A 20,847-nucleotide genomic window follows, 5' to 3' on the forward strand; every position below is an offset into this window, starting at 1 on the left:
AGGCGCTCGATCGTGTCCGCTTGTCGGGCGTAACGACTCAGATAGTCTGATCGTGCCCAGCACGTTTGGCCCGCCATAATGAGATCCGGAAACGTCTCGTCGATGCCTGATTCTCTCGTCCCCAAAACGGTAAGCGTCTTCAAAGAGGGGTACGGTCGCGCTCGCTTGAAGGCGGACGCCTTTGCCGGGCTGACCGTCGCGATCGTCGCGCTGCCGCTGTCCATGGCCATTGCCATCGCGTCCGGCGTGACGCCCGATCGCGGTCTCTACACGGCGATTGTCGGCGGCTTTCTGGTTTCGCTCCTCGGCGGCAGCCGCGTCCAGATCGGCGGCCCTGCCGGCGCTTTCATCGTGCTAGTGGCTGCAACCGGCGCCAGGCACGGTCTCGACGGCCTGCTGCTTGCAACGGCGATGTCGGGCATCATGCTCGTTGTCGCGGGTTACCTGCGGCTTGGCAAGTACATCAAGTTCATTCCCTATCCGGTGACCGTGGGCTTCACCGCCGGGATCGCGGTGATCATCTTCGCCAGCCAATTGCGCGATCTCTTCGGCCTCACTCTGAACGGCCGCGAGCCCGGGCCCATCATCGAGAAGCTTGCGACGCTTGGACTTGCCGCCGGTACGGTCAACTGGGCAGCAGTTCTGACGGCGGCGTTGACGATCGGCATCATTCTCGCGCTGCGAAAGCTGCGGCCGCATTGGCCCGGCATGCTGATCGCCGTCGCTGCCGCTTCTGCCTTCGTCGCTCTGCTGCAATTGCCGGCGGAAACGATCGGAACGCGCTTCGGCGGCATTCCGCATGGCCTGCCTTTGCCGGCGCTGCCGCCTTTATCGCTAGAGAAGGCAGCCGCCGTCTTTCCGGATGCCGTCTCGTTTGCACTGCTCGGCGCGATCGAGTCATTGCTGTCGGCCGTCGTCGCCGACGGCATGACCGGCCGGCGACATCGCTCGAGCATGGAACTGATCGCGCAAGGGATCGCGAATGTCTGCTCGGCGCTCTTTGGCGGCATCTGCGTCACCGGGACGATCGCCCGTACGGCGACCAATGTGCGTGCCGGCGGAACAAGCCCGGTTTCTGGCATGCTGCATTCGGCCTTTCTCCTTCTGTTCATGCTTCTCGCCGCCCCGCTTGCGAGCTACATCCCGCTTGCGTCGCTGGCCGGCGTGCTTGCCATCGTTGCCTGGAACATGATCGAGAAGCCGGCATTCACGGCGCTCCTTCGATCCTCTTACGGCGACGCGGTCGTCCTTCTCGCCACCTTCATCATTGTCGTTTTCCGCGAACTCACGGAAGGCATCGTTATCGGCTTCGCCCTCGGCGCCGTTCTCTTCATCGACCGCATGGCAAGGAGCATCTCGGTCGGAGAAACAAAACCGCTGGAGGCCATGAAGCAGGAAAATGGCGAGGTGGAACATCCTACCATTGCGGATGACCCTGATACGGTGATCTATCGGATTTCGGGCATCTTCTTCTTCGGTTCGGCGGCGACCGTCGGCACCGTCCTCGACCGGATCGCCGATCAGCGCCGGAACTTCATTCTCGATTGCTCGGAGGTGCCCTTCATGGATTCGACCGCCGCCAATGTGATCGAGGGGACGCTGCGGAAGGCCGAGCGGACGGGCGTACGTTTCATCATCACCGGTGCGAGGTCGCAGGTCCGCCGCACGCTCCGCCAGCACGACGTTCGTCCGCCGCGCGTTATCATGCGCGCTTCGGTCCAGGCGGCGCTCGCGAGCATTCGCAGCGAAAAGACCGCATGAAAAAGGGCGCCGCAGCGCCCTTTCTTCCGTTCATTCGGGATCCGTTCAGCCGGCGAGCGCCACGGCGACCGCTTCGATCGCCTCGGCTGCACGGTTGCCGTCCGGACCGCCGGCCTGGGCCATGTCCGGGCGTCCGCCGCCGCCCTTGCCGCCAAGTGCGGCGGATGCGACGCGCACCAGGTCGACGGCGCTGACCTTCGAAGTGAGGTCGTCAGTCACAGCCACCACCGCACTCGCCTTGCCGTCGCCGGAAACACCGACGAAGGCGACAACGCCGGAACCGAGCGTTTTCTTGCCGTCATCGGCAAGGCTCTTCAGGTCCTTCGGCTCGACGCCGGAAACGACCTTGCCAAGGAATCGGACGCCTGCGATATCGCGGGCGGCGTCGGCCGAGCCATTCTGCCCATCGCCGGCGAGCGCAAGCTTCTTCTTCGCCTCTGTCAATTCCCGCTCCAGCTTGCGCCGTTCATCAAGCAGTGCCTCGATCCGCCCGAGAACGTCCGCCGGCTGAACCTTGAGCGTGGACGCCAGCGTTTTGACGCGCTCATCCTGTTCGTTGAGATAGGCGCGAGCCGACTCGCCGGTCAGAGCCTCGATTCGGCGCACACCGGCACCGACCGCACTTTCCGAAACGATCCGCACAACGCCGATATCGCCGGTGGCAGACACATGCGTGCCACCGCAGAGTTCCACCGAGTACGGTTTCCCCGCCTTCGAGCCGCGAACGCCTTGCCCCATCGAAACGACACGGACCTCATCGCCGTATTTCTCGCCGAAGAGTGCCATAGCGCCTTCAGCAATCGCATCGTCGACGGTCATCAGCCGCGTCGTCACCGGCGAATTCTGGACGATGATCTCGTTCGCCATCTCCTCGACGACCTTCAGTTCCTCCGCAGTCATCGGCTTGGGATGCGACACGTCGAAGCGCAGCCGGTCCGGTGCCACAAGCGAGCCCTTCTGTGCCACATGCGTGCCGAGCACCTCGCGCAGCGCCTCGTGCAGCAGGTGGGTCGCGGAGTGATTGGAGCGAAGCCGGGTGCGACGCGCATGATCGACGGTCAGCGCCGCGGCCTCGCCGGTTTTCACGCTGCCTTCGGCGACAACGCAATAGTGGACGAAAAGCCCCTCGCCCCGCTTCTGGGTATCCGTGACCATCAGCTTGCCGGTCTCGGTCGTAATGACGCCGGTGTCGCCCATCTGGCCGCCGGATTCGCCATAGAAGGGCGTCTGGTTGAGGATCACCTGGATGCTCTCGCCCTTGGCGGCGGACTCGACCGCCGCGGCATCGCGGACGATCGCCTGAATCACACCCTCGGCGGATTCGGTGTCATAGCCGAGGAATTCGGTCGCGCCGTGCTTCTCCTTGAGTTCGAACCAGATCGTCTCGGTCGCGGCCTCGCCCGACCCAGCCCAGTTGGCTCGCGCTTCGGCCTTCTGCCGTTCCATGGCTGCCGAGAAAGCGTCGGTGTCGACGGTGATGCCCTTGGCGCGCAGCGCGTCCTGCGTCAGGTCGAGCGGGAAGCCATAGGTGTCGTAGAGCTTGAAGGCAGTCTCGCCGTTGAACTGGTCGCCCTCGGAAAGATCTGCCGAGGCTTCGGAAAGAAGGTTCAGACCGCGCTCGAGCGTCTTGCGGAAGCGCTTCTCTTCCAGCTTCAGCGTTTCGGAAATCAGCGCTTCGGCGCGGGCGAGCTCCGGATAGGCGCGGCCCATCTGCTCGACGAGCGCCGGCAGGAGCTTCCACATCAACGGCTCCTGCGCGCCGAGCAACTGTGCGTGGCGCATGGCGCGACGCATGATGCGGCGCAGCACATAACCGCGGCCTTCATTCGAGGGCAGCACACCGTCGGCGATCAGGAAGGCGGAGGAACGCAGATGATCGGCGATGACGCGGTGACTTGCGCGGCGATCGCCTTCCGCCCTTACGCCGGTTGCCTCTTCGGAAGCAGCGATCAATGCGCGGAACAGGTCGATGTCATAATTGTCGTGTTGGCCCTGAAGGACGGCGGCGACGCGTTCCAGTCCCATGCCGGTATCGATCGACGGGCGCGGCAGGTCGACGCGCTCTTCCTTGGTGATCTGCTCGTACTGCATGAAAACGAGGTTCCAGATCTCGATGAAGCGGTCGCCATCCTCGTCGGCCGATCCGGGCGGTCCGCCCCAGATATGCTCGCCGTGATCGTAGAAGATCTCCGAGCACGGGCCGCAGGGTCCGGTATCGCCCATCGCCCAGAAATTATCGCTGGTCGGAATGCGGATGATCCGGTCGTCGCTGAAGCCGGCGATCTTTTTCCAGAGGCCGAAGGCTTCATCGTCTGTGTGGTAGACAGTCACCAGCAGACGCTTGGCATCGAGCCCGTATTCCTTGGTGATGAGGTTCCAGGCAAGCTCGATGGCGCGTTCCTTGAAATAGTCGCCGAACGAGAAGTTGCCGAGCATCTCGAAAAAGGTGTGGTGCCGGGCGGTATAGCCGACATTGTCGAGATCGTTGTGCTTGCCGCCGGCGCGCACGCACTTCTGAGCGGTCGCGGCCGTCGAATAGGGGCGCTGCTCCAGGCCGGTGAAGACGTTCTTGAACTGCACCATGCCCGCATTGGTGAACATCAATGTCGGGTCGTTGCGCGGCACAAGTGGGCTCGACGGCACGATCTCGTGGCCGTTCTTCCGGAAATAGTCGAGAAACATCGACCGAATTTCATTCACGCCGCTCATTTTGCGTCCTATCTGTGCATCATTCCCGGTTGCGACCGCACCTTTCGGGCCGCGCACCGCCATCTCAACCCCGCGTCTGTCCGTGACAGTCGCGCCCACCAACGCCCTCAGCCGCCGGAACCACAGGCTTTTATCTTTCGTCTATCACGCTGTCCAGACGGCAGCAAAAAACCGGCCGTCCGAAGGAACGACCGGCTCTATTTAGAACTTGCCGCCTCAGATCTTACATTTCGGCCGCTGCGTCGCCGTCGTCATCGCTCTCGGGTCCACCGTTCTCCAGAAACTTGTCGGCGATCAGCCCGGCATTCTGCCGCAGAGCCATCTCGATCTCGCGCAGAAGATCGGGATTGTCACGCAAGAAAAGTTTCGCGTTCTCCCGACCCTGGCCGAGGCGCTGGCTGTTGTAGGAAAACCAGGCGCCGGACTTCTCGACGATGCCGGCCTTGACGCCAAGATCGATGAGCTCGCCGGTCTTGGAGACGCCCTCGCCATACATGATATCGAACTCCACCTGTTTGAAGGGGGGCGCCATCTTGTTCTTGACGACCTTGACGCGGGTCTGGTTTCCGACGACTTCCTCACGCTCCTTGACCGAACCGATGCGGCGGATATCGAGGCGCACCGATGCATAGAACTTCAGCGCGTTGCCGCCCGTCGTCGTTTCCGGCGAACCGAACATGACGCCGATCTTCATGCGGATCTGGTTGATGAAGATCACCATGCAGTTGGACTTGGAGATCGAAGCGGTCAGCTTGCGCAGCGCCTGACTCATCAGGCGGGCCTGCATGCCCGGCAGGCTGTCGCCCATTTCGCCTTCGATTTCAGCGCGCGGCACAAGGGCTGCAACCGAATCGACGACGAGCACGTCGATCGCGCCGGAACGGACCAGCGTGTCGGTGATTTCGAGCGCCTGTTCACCGGTGTCCGGCTGCGAGATCAGGAGGTTTTCGAGATCGACGCCGAGCTTGCGCGCATAGACCGGATCGAGCGCATGTTCGGCATCGACGAAGCCGCAGATGCCGCCCTTCTTCTGCGCTTCCGCAATGGTCTGCAGCGCCAGCGTCGTCTTGCCCGAGCTTTCCGGGCCATAGATTTCAACGATGCGCCCTTTCGGCAGGCCGCCGATGCCGAGCGCGATATCGAGGCCGAGCGAACCGGTCGAAACAGTTTCGATCTCGATTACGCTGTCCTTCGCGCCGAGCTTCATGATCGATCCCTTGCCGAACGACCGTTCGATCTGGGAGAGAGCCGCCTCAAGTGCCTTGCTTTTATCCACCGATTTGTCCTCTACGAGCCGCAAAGAGTTTTGTGCCATTTGGTCCCACCTTTAGGTTATTGGAGCTATCGAGGCAATGAAGCCGCCGCAGGAGTTTTTGTACATGTTTTGTTCCGCTTTGGCAACAGAGTGGCAACCAATTGAATGGTAAGGGTTATTTTCGTTGCGTTCGATTCTTGTTCACGGACATTGTACCACATTTCCACAGGCCATGCCGGACCGCGGCCAGGTTTGGCGATACCGGCGCGATTCGCGACCGTGCCCCGTCTGTGATTTCGGATTGAAGCAATCCAAAGAGGAGCTTTTATGAAACAACGGGAAATCGCCGTATTCGGCGGCGCCCACATCGATCGTCGCGGCCGTATCCGCGGCGTCACTGCTCCCGGCGCGAGCAATCCCGGCTCGTGGTTCGAGGAAGCGGGCGGCGGCGGCTTCAATGCGGCGAGAAACCTTGCCCGCCTTGGTCACCGCGTGCGGATGATCAGCCCGCGTGGCGGCGACGCCGCGGGCGAAATGGTGGCGGCGGCCGCGGCCGCGGCGGGTGTAATCGATTGCGCCTTCACCTTTCTCGACCGGAAGACGCCGAGCTATACCGCGATCCTCGAAAACGACGGCAATCTCGTCATCGCGCTTGCTGACATGGATCTCTACCAGCTGTTTTCGCCGCGCCGGCTGCAACAGCGCGCGATGCGCGAAATATTGGCGGCGAGCGACCTGGTGCTGATGGATGCGAATCTGCCTAAAGAAATACTTGCCGCACTGGTCAGCCTGGCCTCCGGTGACGGCCGGCTTGTTGCCGGCATCGCGGTGTCGCCGGCAAAGGTGACCCGCTTCAGGAAATGCCTGACAGGGCTGAACTTTCTGTTCATGAATGAGGCCGAAGCACGTGCCCTGACCGAAACTGACGCCGGCCGACCCGAAAACTGGCCACTGTTGTTGCGGGAGGCCGGCCTCGCAGGCGGCGTCGTGACGCGTGGCGGCGGCGCTGCTGTCGCCTTCGACCGGGAAGAGGCCTGCCTCGTCGTACCGCCCGCCCTTCCGGCACTTGCGGACGTCACCGGAGCCGGCGACGCATTGGCGTCGGGCTTCCTGGCAGCGCGGCTTTCGGGTCTCGATCTCGGCAGATGCCTACGCCACGGCATTGCCGCCGCCAACATAACGCTTCGTTCGCCGTCCGCCGTCTCGGACGAGATGTCCGCGAGCAATCTCGAACAGGCGCTGGCCCTTGTGCCGGCTCCGCAAATGCTGTCATGAGAAATGACAGACGAGCTCCAAGCGAGGAAAGGTCTGAGCGGTTTGCCAGCCCCATCTCGTTCCAACTTTGTTAGAAGCGATCGCGATTCCAGTTGATTCAGCCCGACACTTCGCGATTAAAGGGAAAGACCATGACAAAGCCCTCCTCCCCGTCCCTGCCGATGGAATATTCCGATGAAGTCGCGGCCGCCAAGGCGCGCGGAGCGCCGATCGTCGCGCTGGAATCGACGATCATCACGCATGGAATGCCCTACCCCGGCAATCTCAACATGGCCCGCAGCGTCGAGGCGATCATCCGCGAACAGGGTGCGGTGCCCGCAACGATTGCGGTCATTCACGGTGTCCTGCACATTGGCCTCGATGACGCGAAGCTGGAGGCGCTTTCGAAGACGGAGGGCGCCATGAAGCTGTCGCGCGCCGATCTCGCCTTCGCCATCGCCGAACGCCGCACCGGTGCCACGACCGTCGCCGCGACGATGATCGCCGCCGCGCGCGCCGGCATCAGCGTCTTCGCCACCGGCGGCATCGGCGGCGTTCACCGCGGCGCGGAGCAGAGCTTCGATGTTTCCGCCGATCTCGATGAACTCGCCCGCACCGGCGTCATCGTCGTCTGCGCCGGCGCCAAGGCCATTCTCGACATTCCGAAAACGCTCGAGGTGTTGGAGACCCGGGGTGTTCCGGTCGTCACCTATGATAGCGAGACCTTCCCGGCCTTCTGGTCGCGCGATTCCGGCATCAAGAGCCCGCTGATGCTGAACAGCCCCGCGGCGATCGCCAATTTCCAGAAGATGCGCGACCTGCTCGGCATCGATGGCGGCATGCTCGTTGCCAATCCGGTTCCCGAAGAGAGCGAAATTCCGCGGGAGGAGATGGAAATCTACATCACCCGTGCGCTCGACAATGCCGCGAGCGACGAGGTCTCCGGCAAGGCGGTGACCCCCTACCTGCTCGACAACCTCTTTCACATGACCGAGGGCCGCAGTCTTGAAACCAATATTGCGCTCGTCGAAAACAATGCGCGTTTGGCGGCCGAAATCGCCGTTGCGCTGACGGCGAAGTGATCTCAGTTGGCTGGCAAGGAGGCCCGGCGCTGAACCGGGCCTTTTTCATGAAGCCGCTAGATCGTATGTTGCATCGAAACAGTGACGTCATCCAACTCTTTGAACCGACGCAATTCCCGACGGGAAACCGTTGAAGGACTTTCCTGGATCGCGCCGCTTATCAGCGCCCGCTCAGGAATCCAGCATCTCGCGTACGGCGACAGCCAGTTGTTTCAGCGAAAATGGCTTCGGCAGGAAACCGAATTTCGCATCGGCCGGGAGGTTGCGCGCGAAAGCGTCTTCCGCGTAGCCTGACACGAAGATGAACTTCAGATCCGGGTATTTCTTGCGCAGTTCGCGCAGCAGCGTCGGTCCGTCCATCTCCGGCATCACCACGTCCGAGACGACGATATCGACCGCGCCGTTGAGCTCATCCATGATGTCGAGCGCCTCGACGCCCGATCCGGCCTCGTGAACCGTGTAACCGCGCGTTTCGAGCATGCGCTTGCCACCGCGACGCACCGCCTCCTCGTCCTCGACCAGCAGCACAACGGCGGAATCGCCGGTGAGATCTGTCGGTTCCTGTTCGGCTTTGGGCGCTGGCGCCAGGACCAGGTCGCTGACTGCCGGCATCGGCGTTTCGGTTGCCGGCGAATCCCCTTCCTCGCGGATTTCCTCCACATGGCGCGGCAGCAGAATGCGGAAGGTGGTGCCCTTCCCGACTTCCGACTCCGGATAGATGTAGCCGCCCGACTGCTTGACGATGCCGTAGACCATAGAAAGCCCAAGGCCGGTGCCCTTGCCGACTTCCTTCGTCGTGAAGAAGGGTTCGAAGATCTTGTCCATGATCTCCTGGGGAATGCCGGTGCCTTGGTCGGAAACTTCGACCATGACGAAGTCGTCCTCCGGCAGCTCCCGTCGTCCGAGTGCCGCAATCTCGCTTGCCGGTAGATTTCGTGTCCGGAGCGTGATCGTTCCGCCCTTGGGCATGGCGTCGCGCGCGTTGACCGCGAGGTTGAGCAGCACCTGCTCGAACTGGCCGAGATCGGTCTTCACCGGCCAGAGGTCGCGGCCGTAGTCGACCTCAACCTTGACGTTGGTGCCGGTCATCCGGTCCACCAGCATACGCAGGTCGCCGATGACATCGGTGAGGTTGAGCACTGTCGGGCGCATCGTCTGCTTGCGCGAGAAGGCGAGCAGTTGCCGCACGAGCACGGCGGCGCGATTGGCGTTGCGCTTGATTTCCATCAGATCGGCAAAAGTCGCATCCGCGGGCCGGGCCGAAAGCAGGAGGTGGTCGGAGGAAAGCAGGATCGCGGTCAGCACGTTGTTGAAATCGTGCGCTATGCCGCCTGCAAGCGTGCCCACGGCATTCATCTTCTGCGTCTGCGCCATCTGGTTCTCGAGCGCCTTCTGCTCGGTAATCTCCAGCGCATAGATGATGGCGGCTTCCTCTGGCGCCTGATCGCTCTGGTCGATCACGGCGTTGACGTAGAAGCGGAAATGTCGCCCCTCGTCCTTCGGGTGCAAGGCGTCGATCGGCGCGATATCGCCCTGCCGGTCCTTTGCCGCCGCAAGCGCGTCCTGAAGGCGGTTTCTTTCGGACTCGTGCACGACTGTTTCGATCAGTGCGCCGCGCTCGACGTCGTCCTGCGAAACGACACCTGCAAACAGCTTCAGGAACGGAGCATTGGTCCTCAGGATCCGTCCGTCGCCATCGACGGAGGCGATCGCCATCGGCGTATTGTTGAAGAAGCGCGTGAAGCGCATGGCGGCATTCGAAGCCGACTGATCGCCGTCATCGTCTTCACGGGACATGACAATCGTCCGGCTCTCGCCGGGCGCGCCGTCGCGGGTCGACGAGACGCGGTGGATCAGGCGCACCGGCAGGCTCTGCCCGTTGGCCTTGCGGAGATCAAGGTCAAGCACTTTCGTTTTCTTGAGGCCCGGTTCCGCCTGGACCGATTGAACGAGCGCGAGGCCCTCGCCCGCGACGACATCGGCAATGCTGACCGATCCCGGTTGAAACTTCGTGAGATCGATGCCGAGCCAATCGGCAAGGGTGGCATTGATATAGAAGATCTCGCCCTTGCGCCCGGCCGAGAAGAAACCGGCCGGGGCATGGTCGAGATAGTCGATCGCGTTCTGCAGTTCCTTGAAGAACCGCTCCTGGTCGTCGCGCTCGGCCGTGATGTCGGCGATCTGCCAGAGATAGAGCGGGTTCCTTTCGCTGTCCTCCAGGGGCAGCACCCGCGCCTTCAGGCGAAACCAATGGGCGCCTGAACCGATCGATGCACCATTTGCGAGAGGCTTCAGCAGCCGGAATTCCTCATGCCCCTTCTTGCCTTCATGGAGTCCATTGGTGAGCCGATAGATCGCTTCGGTCGCTTCGCGGTTTCTGGAGAGGATGGTCTCGAGCGACTGAATGCCGCCGGCGCTCTTTGCACCGGTCAGAGCGCCATAGGCGGCATTGGCGTAGATGATGCGCCCCCTGCGGTCGGTGACGATCGTGCCGTCTTCGTGGGCATCGAGAAAGGCGCGCGCCAGCTCGTCGGGACGCGTCTGCGGCATCACCTCGATGAAACCGATCACCGACGATACCAGGAAAAATATGCCGACCATCGCCAGCACGCCGAGAATGCCAAGGACGATCTCGTTCTCGAGCTGGTTCTTGAAGACGACGAAGGCGGCCGCCGACGCGGTGAGGACGATCGCCAGCAGGATGATCCGCAAGACGGTGCCCGGCCGGACGCCGCGGTCAACAACCGGCATCTGGTAGTCACCTGACTGCCGCAATTTCGTCATCGGGTCCTCACCTGCCGCTGCGGCCGCGCGCGACCACCCTGTACATCTACAACAGCGCCGCGCTTCTTGTTCAGGCGCGCAAAGCTCGCTGCAATCCTCTGAATGGCTGCATAATCTATCCCCAAAATCGATTCCGGTTTAAGGAATCATGCAGTCGCCGGCGTCCGACCCAAGTTTCGCGAAATCGGCAAATGCCTTTGCCGCGTTCGGATCATCGAACTGGAATCATCTTTAACAATCAGAGATAACAGCAAAAAGCGTCTCTGCGGAAGCATCCTGGTCAATTCACAGAGAATGTCGGACACAAGCTTGTACCGGCCCGAAAAAAGCCGTCAAATATTGACATGCGGGAACGGCAGAAGGAGTTCAGCCTATGATGGAAACCTTTGTCGGGGACAACGGCAGCCGATTCATCATCGCCGCCGCAGCCGTTGCCGCCGGGCTCTTGTGCCTTGCCGCCGTGCTTTGGATCATGCGCCAGAGACCCTCCTCCCCATTTGTGCGCGGCGGTAAGAACAGACAGCCCAGGCTTGCCGTCCTCGACGCAGCCGCCGTCGACGCGCGCCGCCGGCTCGTGCTCGTACGCCGCGACGACGTCGAACACCTCATCATGATCGGCGGCCCCACCGACATCGTCATCGAAAGTCGGATTGCACCGGAGCTATCGCCGGCACAGGCGAGCGCCGGCGCGGCCGCGGAGCAGAAGGCCACGGATGTGCCGAAGGCGACACCCCGACCTGAGCCGAGGCCCGTTTCGGCGCCCACGCCGATGCCGGTGGAAGCCGCCGCTACCGTGCCGGAGCGGCAAGTCGCGCGCGCGGATGACGCGGATGAGCAGCCGCAAGCCGCTCCCAGGGCGGAGCCTGCGCCGCCGATTCGTCTCGCCGCAGAGCAAAGACCGGCGACGGCCGGGCAACCACTCCAACAACAGCCGCCTGCCAGGGTTTCGCCCCCCGTGCCCGCGAGTCCCGCCGTCTCCGCCATAGAACGTGCCGAGGACATTTTCGACGTGGCCCGCGAGCGGGTCCTTCCAGCGGCACCGCGTCGGGAGCCGACGCCAGTGCAACGGGGCGCTACGCAAACGGCTTCCGCGCCAGTGACGCAGACACAGGTGATGCCGGTCCAACCGGCCGCACCGGACAGGGTTTCGGATTTCGAGCGGATTCTCGACGCGGAAATCAGCGGCGATCTGCAGCGGCTAGCGCCTTCGGTCGGGCTGCAAGCCGGGAGCCGACCGACTGCGGGCGGCCGCCAGGAACCCCTGCTCGGTACCCCGGACAATATCCGCAAGGAGCCGACGATCGAAGAGGAAATGCATCGGATGCTCGCCGACATTTCCGCCGGGCGTAAACCATGAGAACGGCCGGGCAAGGAAACGCATGAGGCGTTTCCCGTTTGCCACCGCGCGATCGGGACGATCGGATCTACTCAAGACTATCCTGGCCCGGGCAACGCGACAAAGTAAAACGGCGCGGATAACCGCGCCGTTTTTTTCAGATCAGGAAGATCCTGGATCCGTCATTCGTCTCTGTAGACCTTCTCGCGACGTTCATGGCGCTCCTGCGCCTCGATCGAGAGGGTTGCAATCGGCCGGGCGTCCAGACGCTTCAAACCGATCGGTTCGCCGGTTTCCTCGCAGTAACCGTAGGTGCCTTCGTCAAGCCGCTGCAACGCAGCATCGATCTTGGCGATCAGTTTCCTTTGCCGGTCCCGGGCACGCAATTCGATTGCCCGGTCTGTTTCGGAAGAAGCTCGGTCCGCAAGATCCGGATGATTGGCGCTCTCCTCTGCCAAGTGGTCCAGTGTCTCGCGGGCTTCGCGAAGGATATCATTTTTCCAGGCATTCAGCTTTGCACGAAAGTACGCCCGGTGGTTGGCATTCATGAATTCCTCGTCCTCGGAGAGAACAAAGGTACTAAGATCGATCTTCTCACTCAACGCGATTCTCCTGAAGAACATCTCATTGCGGCGGTGTATAGACCTATGGAAGCTACGATTCAAGCCTTGTGCCAGACACTCGACCGCATTTTAACAATGCTTGCATTTCAGGCTAACTGGCGAATATTTCATCAAAATTACACACGAAATCTTGATCGCGGATTACGTCCGGCCGATCTGCCCGCGAACCGTCGACCGATGCCCGCGACATTTCAGATTGCGACATCTGGTGCGCCTCGGGCGTCAGTTCAAGAGGGCTGCGATCCGCGAAAAACCTAGGCCTACGGCTTGATCTTTGCCGCGACAGCGGGACAAGGTACCCGTCTCGCCGGACTCGCGTCTGGACCCGGCCGAAAGATGCTTCCAACCTCGGGCGCCCAGGCCGCCCCCGGATGATATATGCAAGATCGCGTCGCCCCGGCATTTCGCCTCTTTCTTCTCCGCCACGCCCGCTCGGGCTGGGCGCTGCCGGGTCAGCGGGATTTCGACCGCACGCTTGACGATATCGGCTATGCCGAGGCGGAGCTGATCGCCCAGAGCGCTGCCGATCAAGACATCCGACCGGATCTGATCCTGTGCTCGACCGCAGTGCGGTGTCGTCAAACCGCCGAACCGTTCCGTCGCACGCTCGGCGAAGACATCGATCTTCGTTACATCGATGCGCTCTATACGGGATCGATGAACGTCTACGCCGAGCTTCTCGAAGCAAATTCCAGCCTGTCCTCGCTGATGCTCATTGGTCACAATCCGATGATCGAGGAGCTGTTTCGTCGCCTGCTCGGCGACGAGGCTGCGGACAGGGTTCTTGCGGTCGGCTATCCGCCGGCGGCATTGGCGGTTATCGACTTTTCAGCACCTCCGAGTGCCGGCGCCAGATGGCTGGCGACGCTTTCGACACTGTTGCTGGCCGCGCCGGAGGAATCGGGTAGAACGTGACCAAAGCTCCCGCCCGAGCCGAAGGACGATTGCCGAAATCGGTCTTACGGGTTGTGTTGGCGGAAAGATTTCCTATATCGCGACGGCGGCTGGCACATATAGGCGGCGCTCTTTGATGGTTGCCGGCAAGCTGAATGACGGATCAGTCCCGAGGAACGGATAGAATTGGCGCCCCTTCTGAGCAGCTTTAAAGATGATGCCCTGATTGCGCTGGACAATCTCGCCGATCGGGCATCGGGACTGGTCAATCCTGCGGTCCGCCTCGGCGTCACGGGCCTCTCGCGTGCCGGCAAGACCGTCTTCATTTCGTCGCTCGTCCACAACTTGTTGAACGGCGGTCGCCTGCCGGTGTTCGAGCCCATCCGATCCGGGCGGGTCTCGAAGGTGCGGCTGGAGCCGCAGCCCGACGATGCGGTCCCGCGTTTCCAGTATGAAGACCATATCGCTGCCCTCGTCCGGGATCGGGTTTGGCCGGATTCGACGAGGGCGATTTCGCAGTTGCGCATCACGCTCGATTATGAAAGCGCCAGCGGCTGGAACCGGATGTTTTCGCCCGGGCGGCTGTCGATCGACATCGTCGACTATCCGGGGGAATGGCTGCTTGACCTGCCCCTGCTTGCGCAGGATTTTCGGCAGTTCAGCGAGAACACGGTGCGACGCGCGCGCACCGGCATACGCGCGAGTCTTTCGCGCGAATGGCTGGCGCTTGCATCGGTGAGCGGTGCCACTGCGGCAGCCGATGAAGGCAGCGCCCGGCGGCTTGCCGAAAGCTTCACCGCCTATCTCCAAGCCTGCAAGGCCGACGACCGATCCCTCTCGACGCTGCCGCCCGGCCGTTTCTTGATGCCCGGAGATCTCGAGGGGTCGCCGGCGCTGACCTTCTCGCCGCTTCCGGATCTGCCCGCGGGCCACGCGCCAAAAGGATCGCTCTGGGCGATGATGGAGCGCCGGTACGAGGCCTACAAGACCCACGTCGTAAGCCCCTTCTTCCGCGAGCACTTCGCCCGTCTCGACCGCCAGATCGTGCTCGTCGATGCGTTGCAGGCGATCAATCGCAGACAGGAGGCGCTGAACGACCTGGAACAGGCGCTCGCCGACGTTCTCGCCTGCTTCCGGCCCGGCACCACTTCCTGGCTTTCGTCCCTGTTTACGCGCAGGATCGATCGGGTCCTCATCGCCGCTACCAAGGCCGACCATCTGCACCACGAAAGCCACGACCGGCTCGAACGCATCACCGCCCGCCTCGTCAGCCGCGCCGCGGAACGCATCGGTATGAGCGGCGCAGGGCTTGAAGTGATGGCGCTTGCATCCGTCCGCGCGACCCGCGAGGCGACGGTGAACCATGATGGCCACGCGTTACCGGTCATCGTCGGCACGCCGATCGCGGGCGAGAGGATCAATGGCGAAATGTTCGATGGAGAAAGAAAGACAGCAATATTTCCTGGAGACTTACCGCAAGATCCTGAAGTTCTTTTTGAGGCGAAGGATGGTCGTTCTCAAGCTTCGAAATCTGCGGAGGCGGAGCCCGCGATGCCTGAGCTGAATTTCGTGCGCTTCCGCCCACCACATCTGGAAGAGACGCGCGGCGGATTGAAACTTTCGGTGCCGCATATTCGGCTCGACCGTGCGATGCAGTTCCTGCTCGGAGATCGCCTGGCATGAGTGACGATTTCAAGAACCGGGGGCGCAAGCCTGCCGCCTTTTCCGTCGACCCTGACGCGCAGACCGAACGCGGGGAGCGACAGCAGCAGCAACGGCGCGCGCCGGCTAGCTTCAGCGACAAAATCGTCATGACGCCTGAAGCCGAAGACCCGTTCATCGAGACGACTGCGGCGATCGAAGCGCTCAACCTGCCGGAAGCAAGCCCGCGCCGCCGTCGGCTCTCCTTCGGCAAGGTGGCGATGGGCGCGCTGGGCATCCTGCTTTCGCTTGCCCTGGGACTTTGGGTCGATCGTCTGCTCCGCGATCTTTTTTCCCGCGCGGATTGGCTCGGCTACGGCGCAATCGCCGTCGTCGCAATCGGCGCCTTCGCCTTCCTGGTCGTCATCGTGCGCGAACTGTACGGGATGATGCAGCTCACGGCGATACAGCAGTTGAAAAAAGATGTTGGCGAAGCCCCGGCCAGCACCAAGACCGCACGCGCCGCGACGGCGAGGCTTGTCCACCTGCTGGCCGCCAATCCCCGCACGGCGAAAGGTCGGGCGCGACTCGCCGAAACCGAAGGCGAGATCATCGACGGTCCTCATCTCATTGAATTGGCCGAGCGGGAATTGCTGACACCGCTCGACCGCGAGGCGCGCCGGCTTATTCTGGCGGCGTCGAAGCGCGTGTCGATCGTAACCGCCGTGAGCCCGCGCGCACTTGTCGATCTCGGTTACGTCCTCTACGAATCGGCCCGGATGATCCGCGCGATGGCGGAGCTCTACGGTGGTCGGCCGGGCACGCTCGGCATGCTGCGGCTCATGCGCGACGTCATTGCACATCTTGCCGTCACCGGCTCCATTGCTGCCGGCGACAGCCTTATCCAGCAGGTCCTGGGCCACGGCCTCGCATCCAAACTCTCCGCGCGCCTTGGCGAGGGGGTCATCAACGGTCTGATGACCGCGCGTATCGGCATAGCGGCGATGGACCTCTGCCGGCCCATGCCGTTTCGCGCGCTGAAGCGACCGGGAATTGGTGATTTCCTTTCCGATCTTGCGCCTGGCGCGTCACGATTGGAGAGCTGATCGCGGGAATTGGCGACAGACGGTTGCTGCCTCTATTCGGCGCTATATGCCTGCGTACCAGTCGTAGCCGAGGTCCTCCCACAAACCGCCGTTGCCCTGGCCGTAGGCCGCGAGGTCGGAGGCGAGTTCGATCGAGCGAAGGTATTTCGCCATCTTGTATCCGAGCTGGCGCTCCACGCGCAGGCGCAGAGGTGCGCCATTCGCGACCGGGAGCGGCCCACCATTCAATCCATAGGCAAGGATCGTCTGCGGATGGCGCGCATCGAGCATATCGATGGACTCATAGTAGGCGCTCTCCCCGGAGAGGCCGAGATTCATCGTATCGAAGCATCGAAACACAACGTAGCGTGCCTCCGGCCTCACTCTCGCTTCATCCAGGACGGCGGCGAGAGGAACACCTGTCCACTTGGCGATGCAACTCCAGCCCTCGACGCAGTCATGCCGGGTGATTTGCGTGCGTGACGGCATGTTGCGTAACTGGTCGAGGGAAAGGCTCAGCGGCCGGTCGACAAGGCCGGCGATCTCCAGTCGGTAGTCGGCGAAAGCCGCGTTTCGAAGGGCGACGTAGGTGGCGTCCGTCGGATCGGTCGAGCCGTTCGGCCGTTGCCCCTGTCGGATCTCGCTCTCTGAAAATTCCTCGGCGAGACTGTGGGCGCCGATCAGGAAGCGCTGGACGCGATAGGTCAGATCATTCGCTTTGGCCATTGCTTCGCGTACGGTCGCGCCGTCCGACAGCATGCCGTCCAGCGCGTCGCACCCAACCAGGGGGATCGTCGAGACGACGACACCTGCGCCGGTCAAAAACCGCCTGCGGTTGATGATCATCCGGCTCATCGTTCGGGTCCTCCTTCTGTCGCTTCCAGGTCGATGCGAAACCGTCCGGTCACCATCGAGCGCATTTCGTTGATCGGCCCGGCCGCAAGGACCATGAAGATGTGGATCGCAAAGAAGCCGATGAGCAGCAGCATGAGGAGGAAATGGATGGTGCGTGCAGTCTGCCGACCGCCGAATATTTCCGTCAGCCAGGGTGCGCCGGCGTTCATTGCCGGCGACATCGTCAGCCCCGTCAGGATCATCAGAGGGAAAAAGATCAGAAGAACAACGGCATAGGAGATTTTCTGAAGACCATTGTAAGAGCGGCGATGACGAAAACGGAAACGCAGATGCTCGGCGAAGCTGCGCGGCAAGCCGCGAATGTCCGAGAAGGTCGGCAGGATATCACGCAGCAGATGCCCATTGATGAGGCTCGCGACCAACCACGACAGGAACGTGGCGGCGAACAGCCAGGCGAAGAAGAAGTGAACGACCCTGCCGGTCGCAAGATCCTGATAAGAGGGCACCGTCAACCAAGCCGGAAAAGCTCGGTAGGCACGGCTATCCTCCGGTCCGCTGACGCCGAGAAAACCCGTGGTGTCCATGCGCCGACCAAAGGCGGTCGTCACGCCCTGCACTTCGCCGTCGGCTCCCCTGACGGCGCGGATCGACAGCACGCTGTTGTCAAATGCGAAACCAGATTGCTCGCCGATATAAAGCGACGGGTGGGCGTTGAAGATCTGCAAGCCGCTGAGCAGCAGGAAATATAACGCGATCGCCCATGTCCAGTGGGTGATCCGCGTCGCGAGGCCATGCCGGCGGATCGTCCGTCGGTCGGCGCCATCATGCTGCTTGTCTATCGCTGTCGCCATGTTCGGGACCCTCCCGCGATATGACAATGACGTAACAGGCGGCAATGGAGTTTCAAGAATACGGCTGCGCGGTGATGGCGCAATTTCCGGTGAGACACGCGTGAGCCGCAAACAGACTTTTCTATGTGGCGCGGCCCCGGAAAACTGGCATGTAAATGAGCCGCGAAGAAACCTTCCGTTAACCATTTCAGCGCAAATGTGGTTACCAGTTTCGGACGTTGACCCATCGAGGATCGATTATGTTCTCGCGCCCTTCTTTGATCGTTCGCGGCGTTGCCGCTTTCGCGCTTGCTGCCACTGTCGGCCTTGCGACGCCGGCGTCTTCCGGCGCCCGCGACAAGGCCTTTTTCGAGAAGGTAGCCGGCCAGTGGAAAGGTCCCGGCGAGATCGTGGCCGGCAAGTACAAGGGCACGAAATTCACCTGCGACCTCACCGGCGAACCGGCATCGGGCAAAGATGTCGGGATCAAGCTTGACGGTTTCTGCCGGGTCGGCGTCTTCAAGCAGCCGATGTCTGCGATGATCACGCAGAAGGGCAACGGCTATACCGGCAAGTTTCTCGACGGCGCCGACGGCAAGGGACTCGACGTGGTGTCCGGCAACGTTGCGAAGGACAAAGTCGTGGTCGGGATCAACCGCAAGCAGCTCAATGGCGCGATGATCGCCCGGCTGCAGGACGCGGAAACCATGAACATCACGATTTCCGTCAAGGTCGAGGAGACGATGGTCCCGGTCATCGGCGTGAGCCTGAACCGTCAGATGGACAACATCGCGGTCGGCTCGATCAAGTAGCAACGACGAAATGAATTGCATAAAGCCCGGCTTTCACGCCGGGCTTTTTTCTTTCGCCAGAGATTCAGCTCTGTTTGCGCCACCAATTGGCGTCGTCATCAGCCACTTCAATTCCGGTGACATCGGCATTGCCCAGCCATTCGCGAACCGTTCGCCCTTCTATCAAAAGGTCGGCCGCGAAGTCGGCAAGCGGCATCAGCACGAAACCGCGCATCGTCATGCGCGGATGCGGCAATTCCAGCTTTTCGCTCGCTGAACTCACGCTATCGAAGGTCAGCACGTCGATGTCGATCGTGCGTGGCCCCCAGCGCTCCTTGCGGACCCGCTTCATCGCCCGTTCGATATCAAGGCAGGTGTCGAGCAGTGCCTCGGGATCGAGCACCGTCTCGACCTCGGCGCAGGCATTGAAGAACCAGGCCTGATCGATCTTGCCCCATGGCGGTGTTCGGTAGAGCCGGGACACCGCGGTGATCCTGCAGTCCCGTCTCGCGTCGAGCGCGCGCAATGCTTCCGCCATCGCCTGTGGCGGATCACCGAGATTGCCGCCAAGACCGAGCGTCGCATGCCGCCAGGGGTTATTCCGTGACATGCTCGACCGTGACTTCCACGTAGTCCAGAACGCCCGGGACCGGCGCGTTCGGCTTGCGAATGGAAACCTTCGCCCGCCGGATCTGGCGGAAACGCGCGCAAAGCGTCTTTGCGACCTCGAGCGCGAGCGCTTCGATCAGGTAACGCCGGCGGCCGGTGACGATTCTCTCGATTTCCGCGAAAGCGATGCCGTAGTGCACGGTGTCGTCGATGCAGTCCTCCGCGAGAGCCGTGCCCTGCTCCACTTCGAGCTCAGCATCGACGAAGAAGCGCTGTCCGAGAAACTCCTCCTCGTCGAGCACGCCATGGCGGGCGAAGAAAGCGCAGTTCTTCAAAGTGATGATGTAGGTCGCAGTCATGGCTTCATGTCCCGTCAGCTGTTCTTTGCGGCCAGCATAGCATCCGCCATCACCAGTGCATCCCTGTTGATTGCGACATCATGCACCCGAAAAATCGCAGCGCCCGCTGCCCTGAGCAGCGCTGTCGTCGCCGCCGTTCCGATGTCACGCTCCGGCGCATCCCGTCCCGTGACCGCACCGATGAAGCGCTTGCGCGACGTTCCGACCAGGATCGGCAGGCCGAAACGATGCAACTCGGGGAAACGCGCCATCAGTTCGAGATTTTCATTCGTGTCCTTGGCAAACCCGAAACCAGGATCGAGTACGATCCTTTCCCGCGCGACCCCGGCCTCCGACGCGATCTGCAGCGATCGATCCAGAAAATGAAACTGATCGTCGACGACATCGTCGCGCTTCTGCCGGTCGCGGCCCGTGTGCATGATGCAGAGCCCTGCCCCCGTCGCCGCTGCAACATCCGCGATCGCCGGTTCGCGCTGCAGCCCGTGGACGTCGTTGACGATGTGGGCGCCCGCTTCGACGGCCAAGCGCGCCGTTTCGGCGCGGTAGGTGTCGACGGAAATGATCGCCTTCGTTTCGCGAGCGAGCCCAGCGATCACCGGAAGGATGCGCGCCTGCTCCTCCTCGGCAGTTACCGGTTCTGCGTCCGGACGGGTGGATTCGCCGCCGATATCGAGAATTTCCGCGCCCTGTTCGACCGAGCGCAGCCCGGCGGCGACGGCCGCGGCGGGGTCGACAAAACGCCCGCCGTCGGAGAACGAATCCGGCGTGATGTTGATGATCGCCATCAAAACGCCACGCGGTCCTAGTTCGAGGCTGCGTCCATGCGCCAATTGCCAACGAGACATCTGATATGGATTGTTCGTCATGTTCCCATGATCCTGCGATGCGGAGAAGCGCGCCATATTCATTGGCTTCACCAAGAATAGTTCAGCCTGTTCAATATCAAAGAGTTGTGAAGCTTTCTTCACGTAACTCCGAG

General features: G+C 62.1%; 17 protein-coding genes. 8 read left to right on the forward strand and 9 right to left on the reverse strand.

The features are described 5' to 3' along the window. Nucleotides 1-102: 102 nt before the first annotated feature. Nucleotides 103-1,761: a SulP family inorganic anion transporter gene (locus tag QN219_RS05605; protein ID WP_283998603.1), complete on the forward strand. Its 1,659-nt coding sequence runs from the start codon at nt 103-105 to the stop codon at nt 1,759-1,761. 45 nt (nt 1,762-1,806) lie between these two features. Here QN219_RS05605 and alaS read toward each other — a convergent pair whose 3' ends face one another. Continuing rightward, nucleotides 1,807-4,470: an alanine--tRNA ligase gene (alaS, locus tag QN219_RS05610; RefSeq protein ID WP_283998604.1), complete on the reverse strand. Its 2,664-nt coding sequence runs from the start codon at nt 4,468-4,470 to the stop codon at nt 1,807-1,809. Between the two features lie 223 nt (nt 4,471-4,693). Continuing rightward, nucleotides 4,694-5,785, reverse strand: coding sequence for a recombinase RecA (recA, locus tag QN219_RS05615; RefSeq protein WP_173513243.1), 1,092 nt, complete (start codon nt 5,783-5,785; stop codon nt 4,694-4,696). A gap of 267 nt (nt 5,786-6,052) precedes the next feature. Here recA and QN219_RS05620 point away from each other — a divergent pair, with 267 nt between their 5' ends. Then, a complete protein-coding gene (locus QN219_RS05620; protein WP_283998605.1) occupies nt 6,053-7,000 on the forward strand; it encodes a carbohydrate kinase family protein in 948 nt (315 codons plus the stop codon). 131 nt (nt 7,001-7,131) lie between these two features. Next, nucleotides 7,132-8,061 (forward strand): pseudouridine-5'-phosphate glycosidase, encoded by a 930-nt coding sequence (locus QN219_RS05625; protein WP_283998606.1) that lies wholly within the window; start codon nt 7,132-7,134, stop codon nt 8,059-8,061. 171 nt (nt 8,062-8,232) lie between these two features. Here the strand turns inward: QN219_RS05625 and cckA are convergent, their stop codons facing one another. Further along, nucleotides 8,233-10,845 carry a cell cycle histidine kinase CckA gene (cckA, locus tag QN219_RS05630; protein WP_283998607.1) on the reverse strand — a complete coding sequence of 871 codons (2,613 nt, stop codon included), beginning with the start codon at nt 10,843-10,845 and terminating at the stop codon, nt 8,233-8,235. A 373-nt stretch (nt 10,846-11,218) separates the two neighbouring features. On the opposite strand from cckA, the gene QN219_RS05635 reads away from it, so the two are divergent. Beyond that, complete coding sequence (locus QN219_RS05635) at nt 11,219-12,202, forward strand: flagellar biosynthetic protein FliO (protein ID WP_283998608.1); 984 nt, start codon at nt 11,219-11,221, stop codon at nt 12,200-12,202. A 161-nt stretch (nt 12,203-12,363) separates the two neighbouring features. On the opposite strand, the gene dksA is transcribed toward QN219_RS05635, so the two are convergent. Next, nucleotides 12,364-12,783 carry an RNA polymerase-binding protein DksA gene (gene dksA / locus QN219_RS05640; RefSeq protein ID WP_136505565.1) on the reverse strand — a complete coding sequence of 140 codons (420 nt, stop codon included), beginning with the start codon at nt 12,781-12,783 and terminating at the stop codon, nt 12,364-12,366. Between the two features lie 399 nt (nt 12,784-13,182). Between dksA and QN219_RS05645 the strand changes: the two genes are divergently transcribed. The 3 genes from QN219_RS05645 (at nt 13,183) to QN219_RS05655 (ending at nt 16,445) form a co-directional block, all read left to right on the forward strand. Further along, the gene (locus tag QN219_RS05645; protein ID WP_283998609.1) at nt 13,183-13,719 is read left to right on the forward strand and encodes a histidine phosphatase family protein; all 537 of its coding nucleotides are present in this window, start codon (nt 13,183-13,185) and stop codon (nt 13,717-13,719) included. A 165-nt stretch (nt 13,720-13,884) separates the two neighbouring features. Further along, complete coding sequence (locus QN219_RS05650; RefSeq protein ID WP_283998610.1) at nt 13,885-15,381, forward strand: YcjX family protein; 1,497 nt, start codon at nt 13,885-13,887, stop codon at nt 15,379-15,381. Beyond that, entirely contained in the window at nt 15,378-16,445 is a 1,068-nt protein-coding gene (locus QN219_RS05655; protein WP_283998611.1) for a TIGR01620 family protein, read from the forward strand. Before QN219_RS05650 ends, QN219_RS05655 begins: the two co-directional genes overlap by 4 nt. Before the next feature lie 42 nt (nt 16,446-16,487). Here QN219_RS05655 and QN219_RS05660 read toward each other — a convergent pair whose 3' ends face one another. Both QN219_RS05660 and QN219_RS05665 read right to left on the reverse strand, forming a co-directional pair. Continuing rightward, the gene (locus QN219_RS05660) at nt 16,488-17,279 is read right to left on the reverse strand and encodes a molybdopterin-binding protein (RefSeq protein ID WP_283998612.1); all 792 of its coding nucleotides are present in this window, start codon (nt 17,277-17,279) and stop codon (nt 16,488-16,490) included. Continuing rightward, complete coding sequence (locus QN219_RS05665) at nt 17,276-18,130, reverse strand: cytochrome b/b6 domain-containing protein (RefSeq protein ID WP_283998613.1); 855 nt, start codon at nt 18,128-18,130, stop codon at nt 17,276-17,278. The genes QN219_RS05660 and QN219_RS05665 overlap by 4 nt, the downstream gene beginning before the upstream one ends. Before the next feature lie 239 nt (nt 18,131-18,369). On the opposite strand from QN219_RS05665, the gene QN219_RS05670 reads away from it, so the two are divergent. Continuing rightward, nucleotides 18,370-18,921 (forward strand): hypothetical protein, encoded by a 552-nt coding sequence (locus QN219_RS05670; protein WP_269283398.1) that lies wholly within the window; start codon nt 18,370-18,372, stop codon nt 18,919-18,921. A 64-nt stretch (nt 18,922-18,985) separates the two neighbouring features. On the opposite strand, the gene folK is transcribed toward QN219_RS05670, so the two are convergent. Genes folK through folP form a run of 3 tightly spaced genes read right to left on the reverse strand, consistent with a single transcriptional unit; the run spans nt 18,986 to nt 20,734 of the window. Next, nucleotides 18,986-19,510 carry a 2-amino-4-hydroxy-6-hydroxymethyldihydropteridine diphosphokinase gene (gene folK / locus QN219_RS05675; RefSeq protein ID WP_283998614.1) on the reverse strand — a complete coding sequence of 175 codons (525 nt, stop codon included), beginning with the start codon at nt 19,508-19,510 and terminating at the stop codon, nt 18,986-18,988. Beyond that, nucleotides 19,497-19,868, reverse strand: coding sequence for a dihydroneopterin aldolase (gene folB / locus QN219_RS05680; protein ID WP_283998615.1), 372 nt, complete (start codon nt 19,866-19,868; stop codon nt 19,497-19,499). The genes folK and folB overlap by 14 nt, the downstream gene beginning before the upstream one ends. A gap of 14 nt (nt 19,869-19,882) precedes the next feature. Continuing rightward, nucleotides 19,883-20,734 (reverse strand): dihydropteroate synthase, encoded by an 852-nt coding sequence (folP, locus tag QN219_RS05685; protein ID WP_283998616.1) that lies wholly within the window; start codon nt 20,732-20,734, stop codon nt 19,883-19,885. Nucleotides 20,735-20,847: the final 113 nt, after the last annotated feature.

It is taken from the genome of Sinorhizobium sp. 8-89, assembly GCF_030124325.1.
GTDB lineage: Bacteria > Pseudomonadota > Alphaproteobacteria > Rhizobiales > Rhizobiaceae > Sinorhizobium.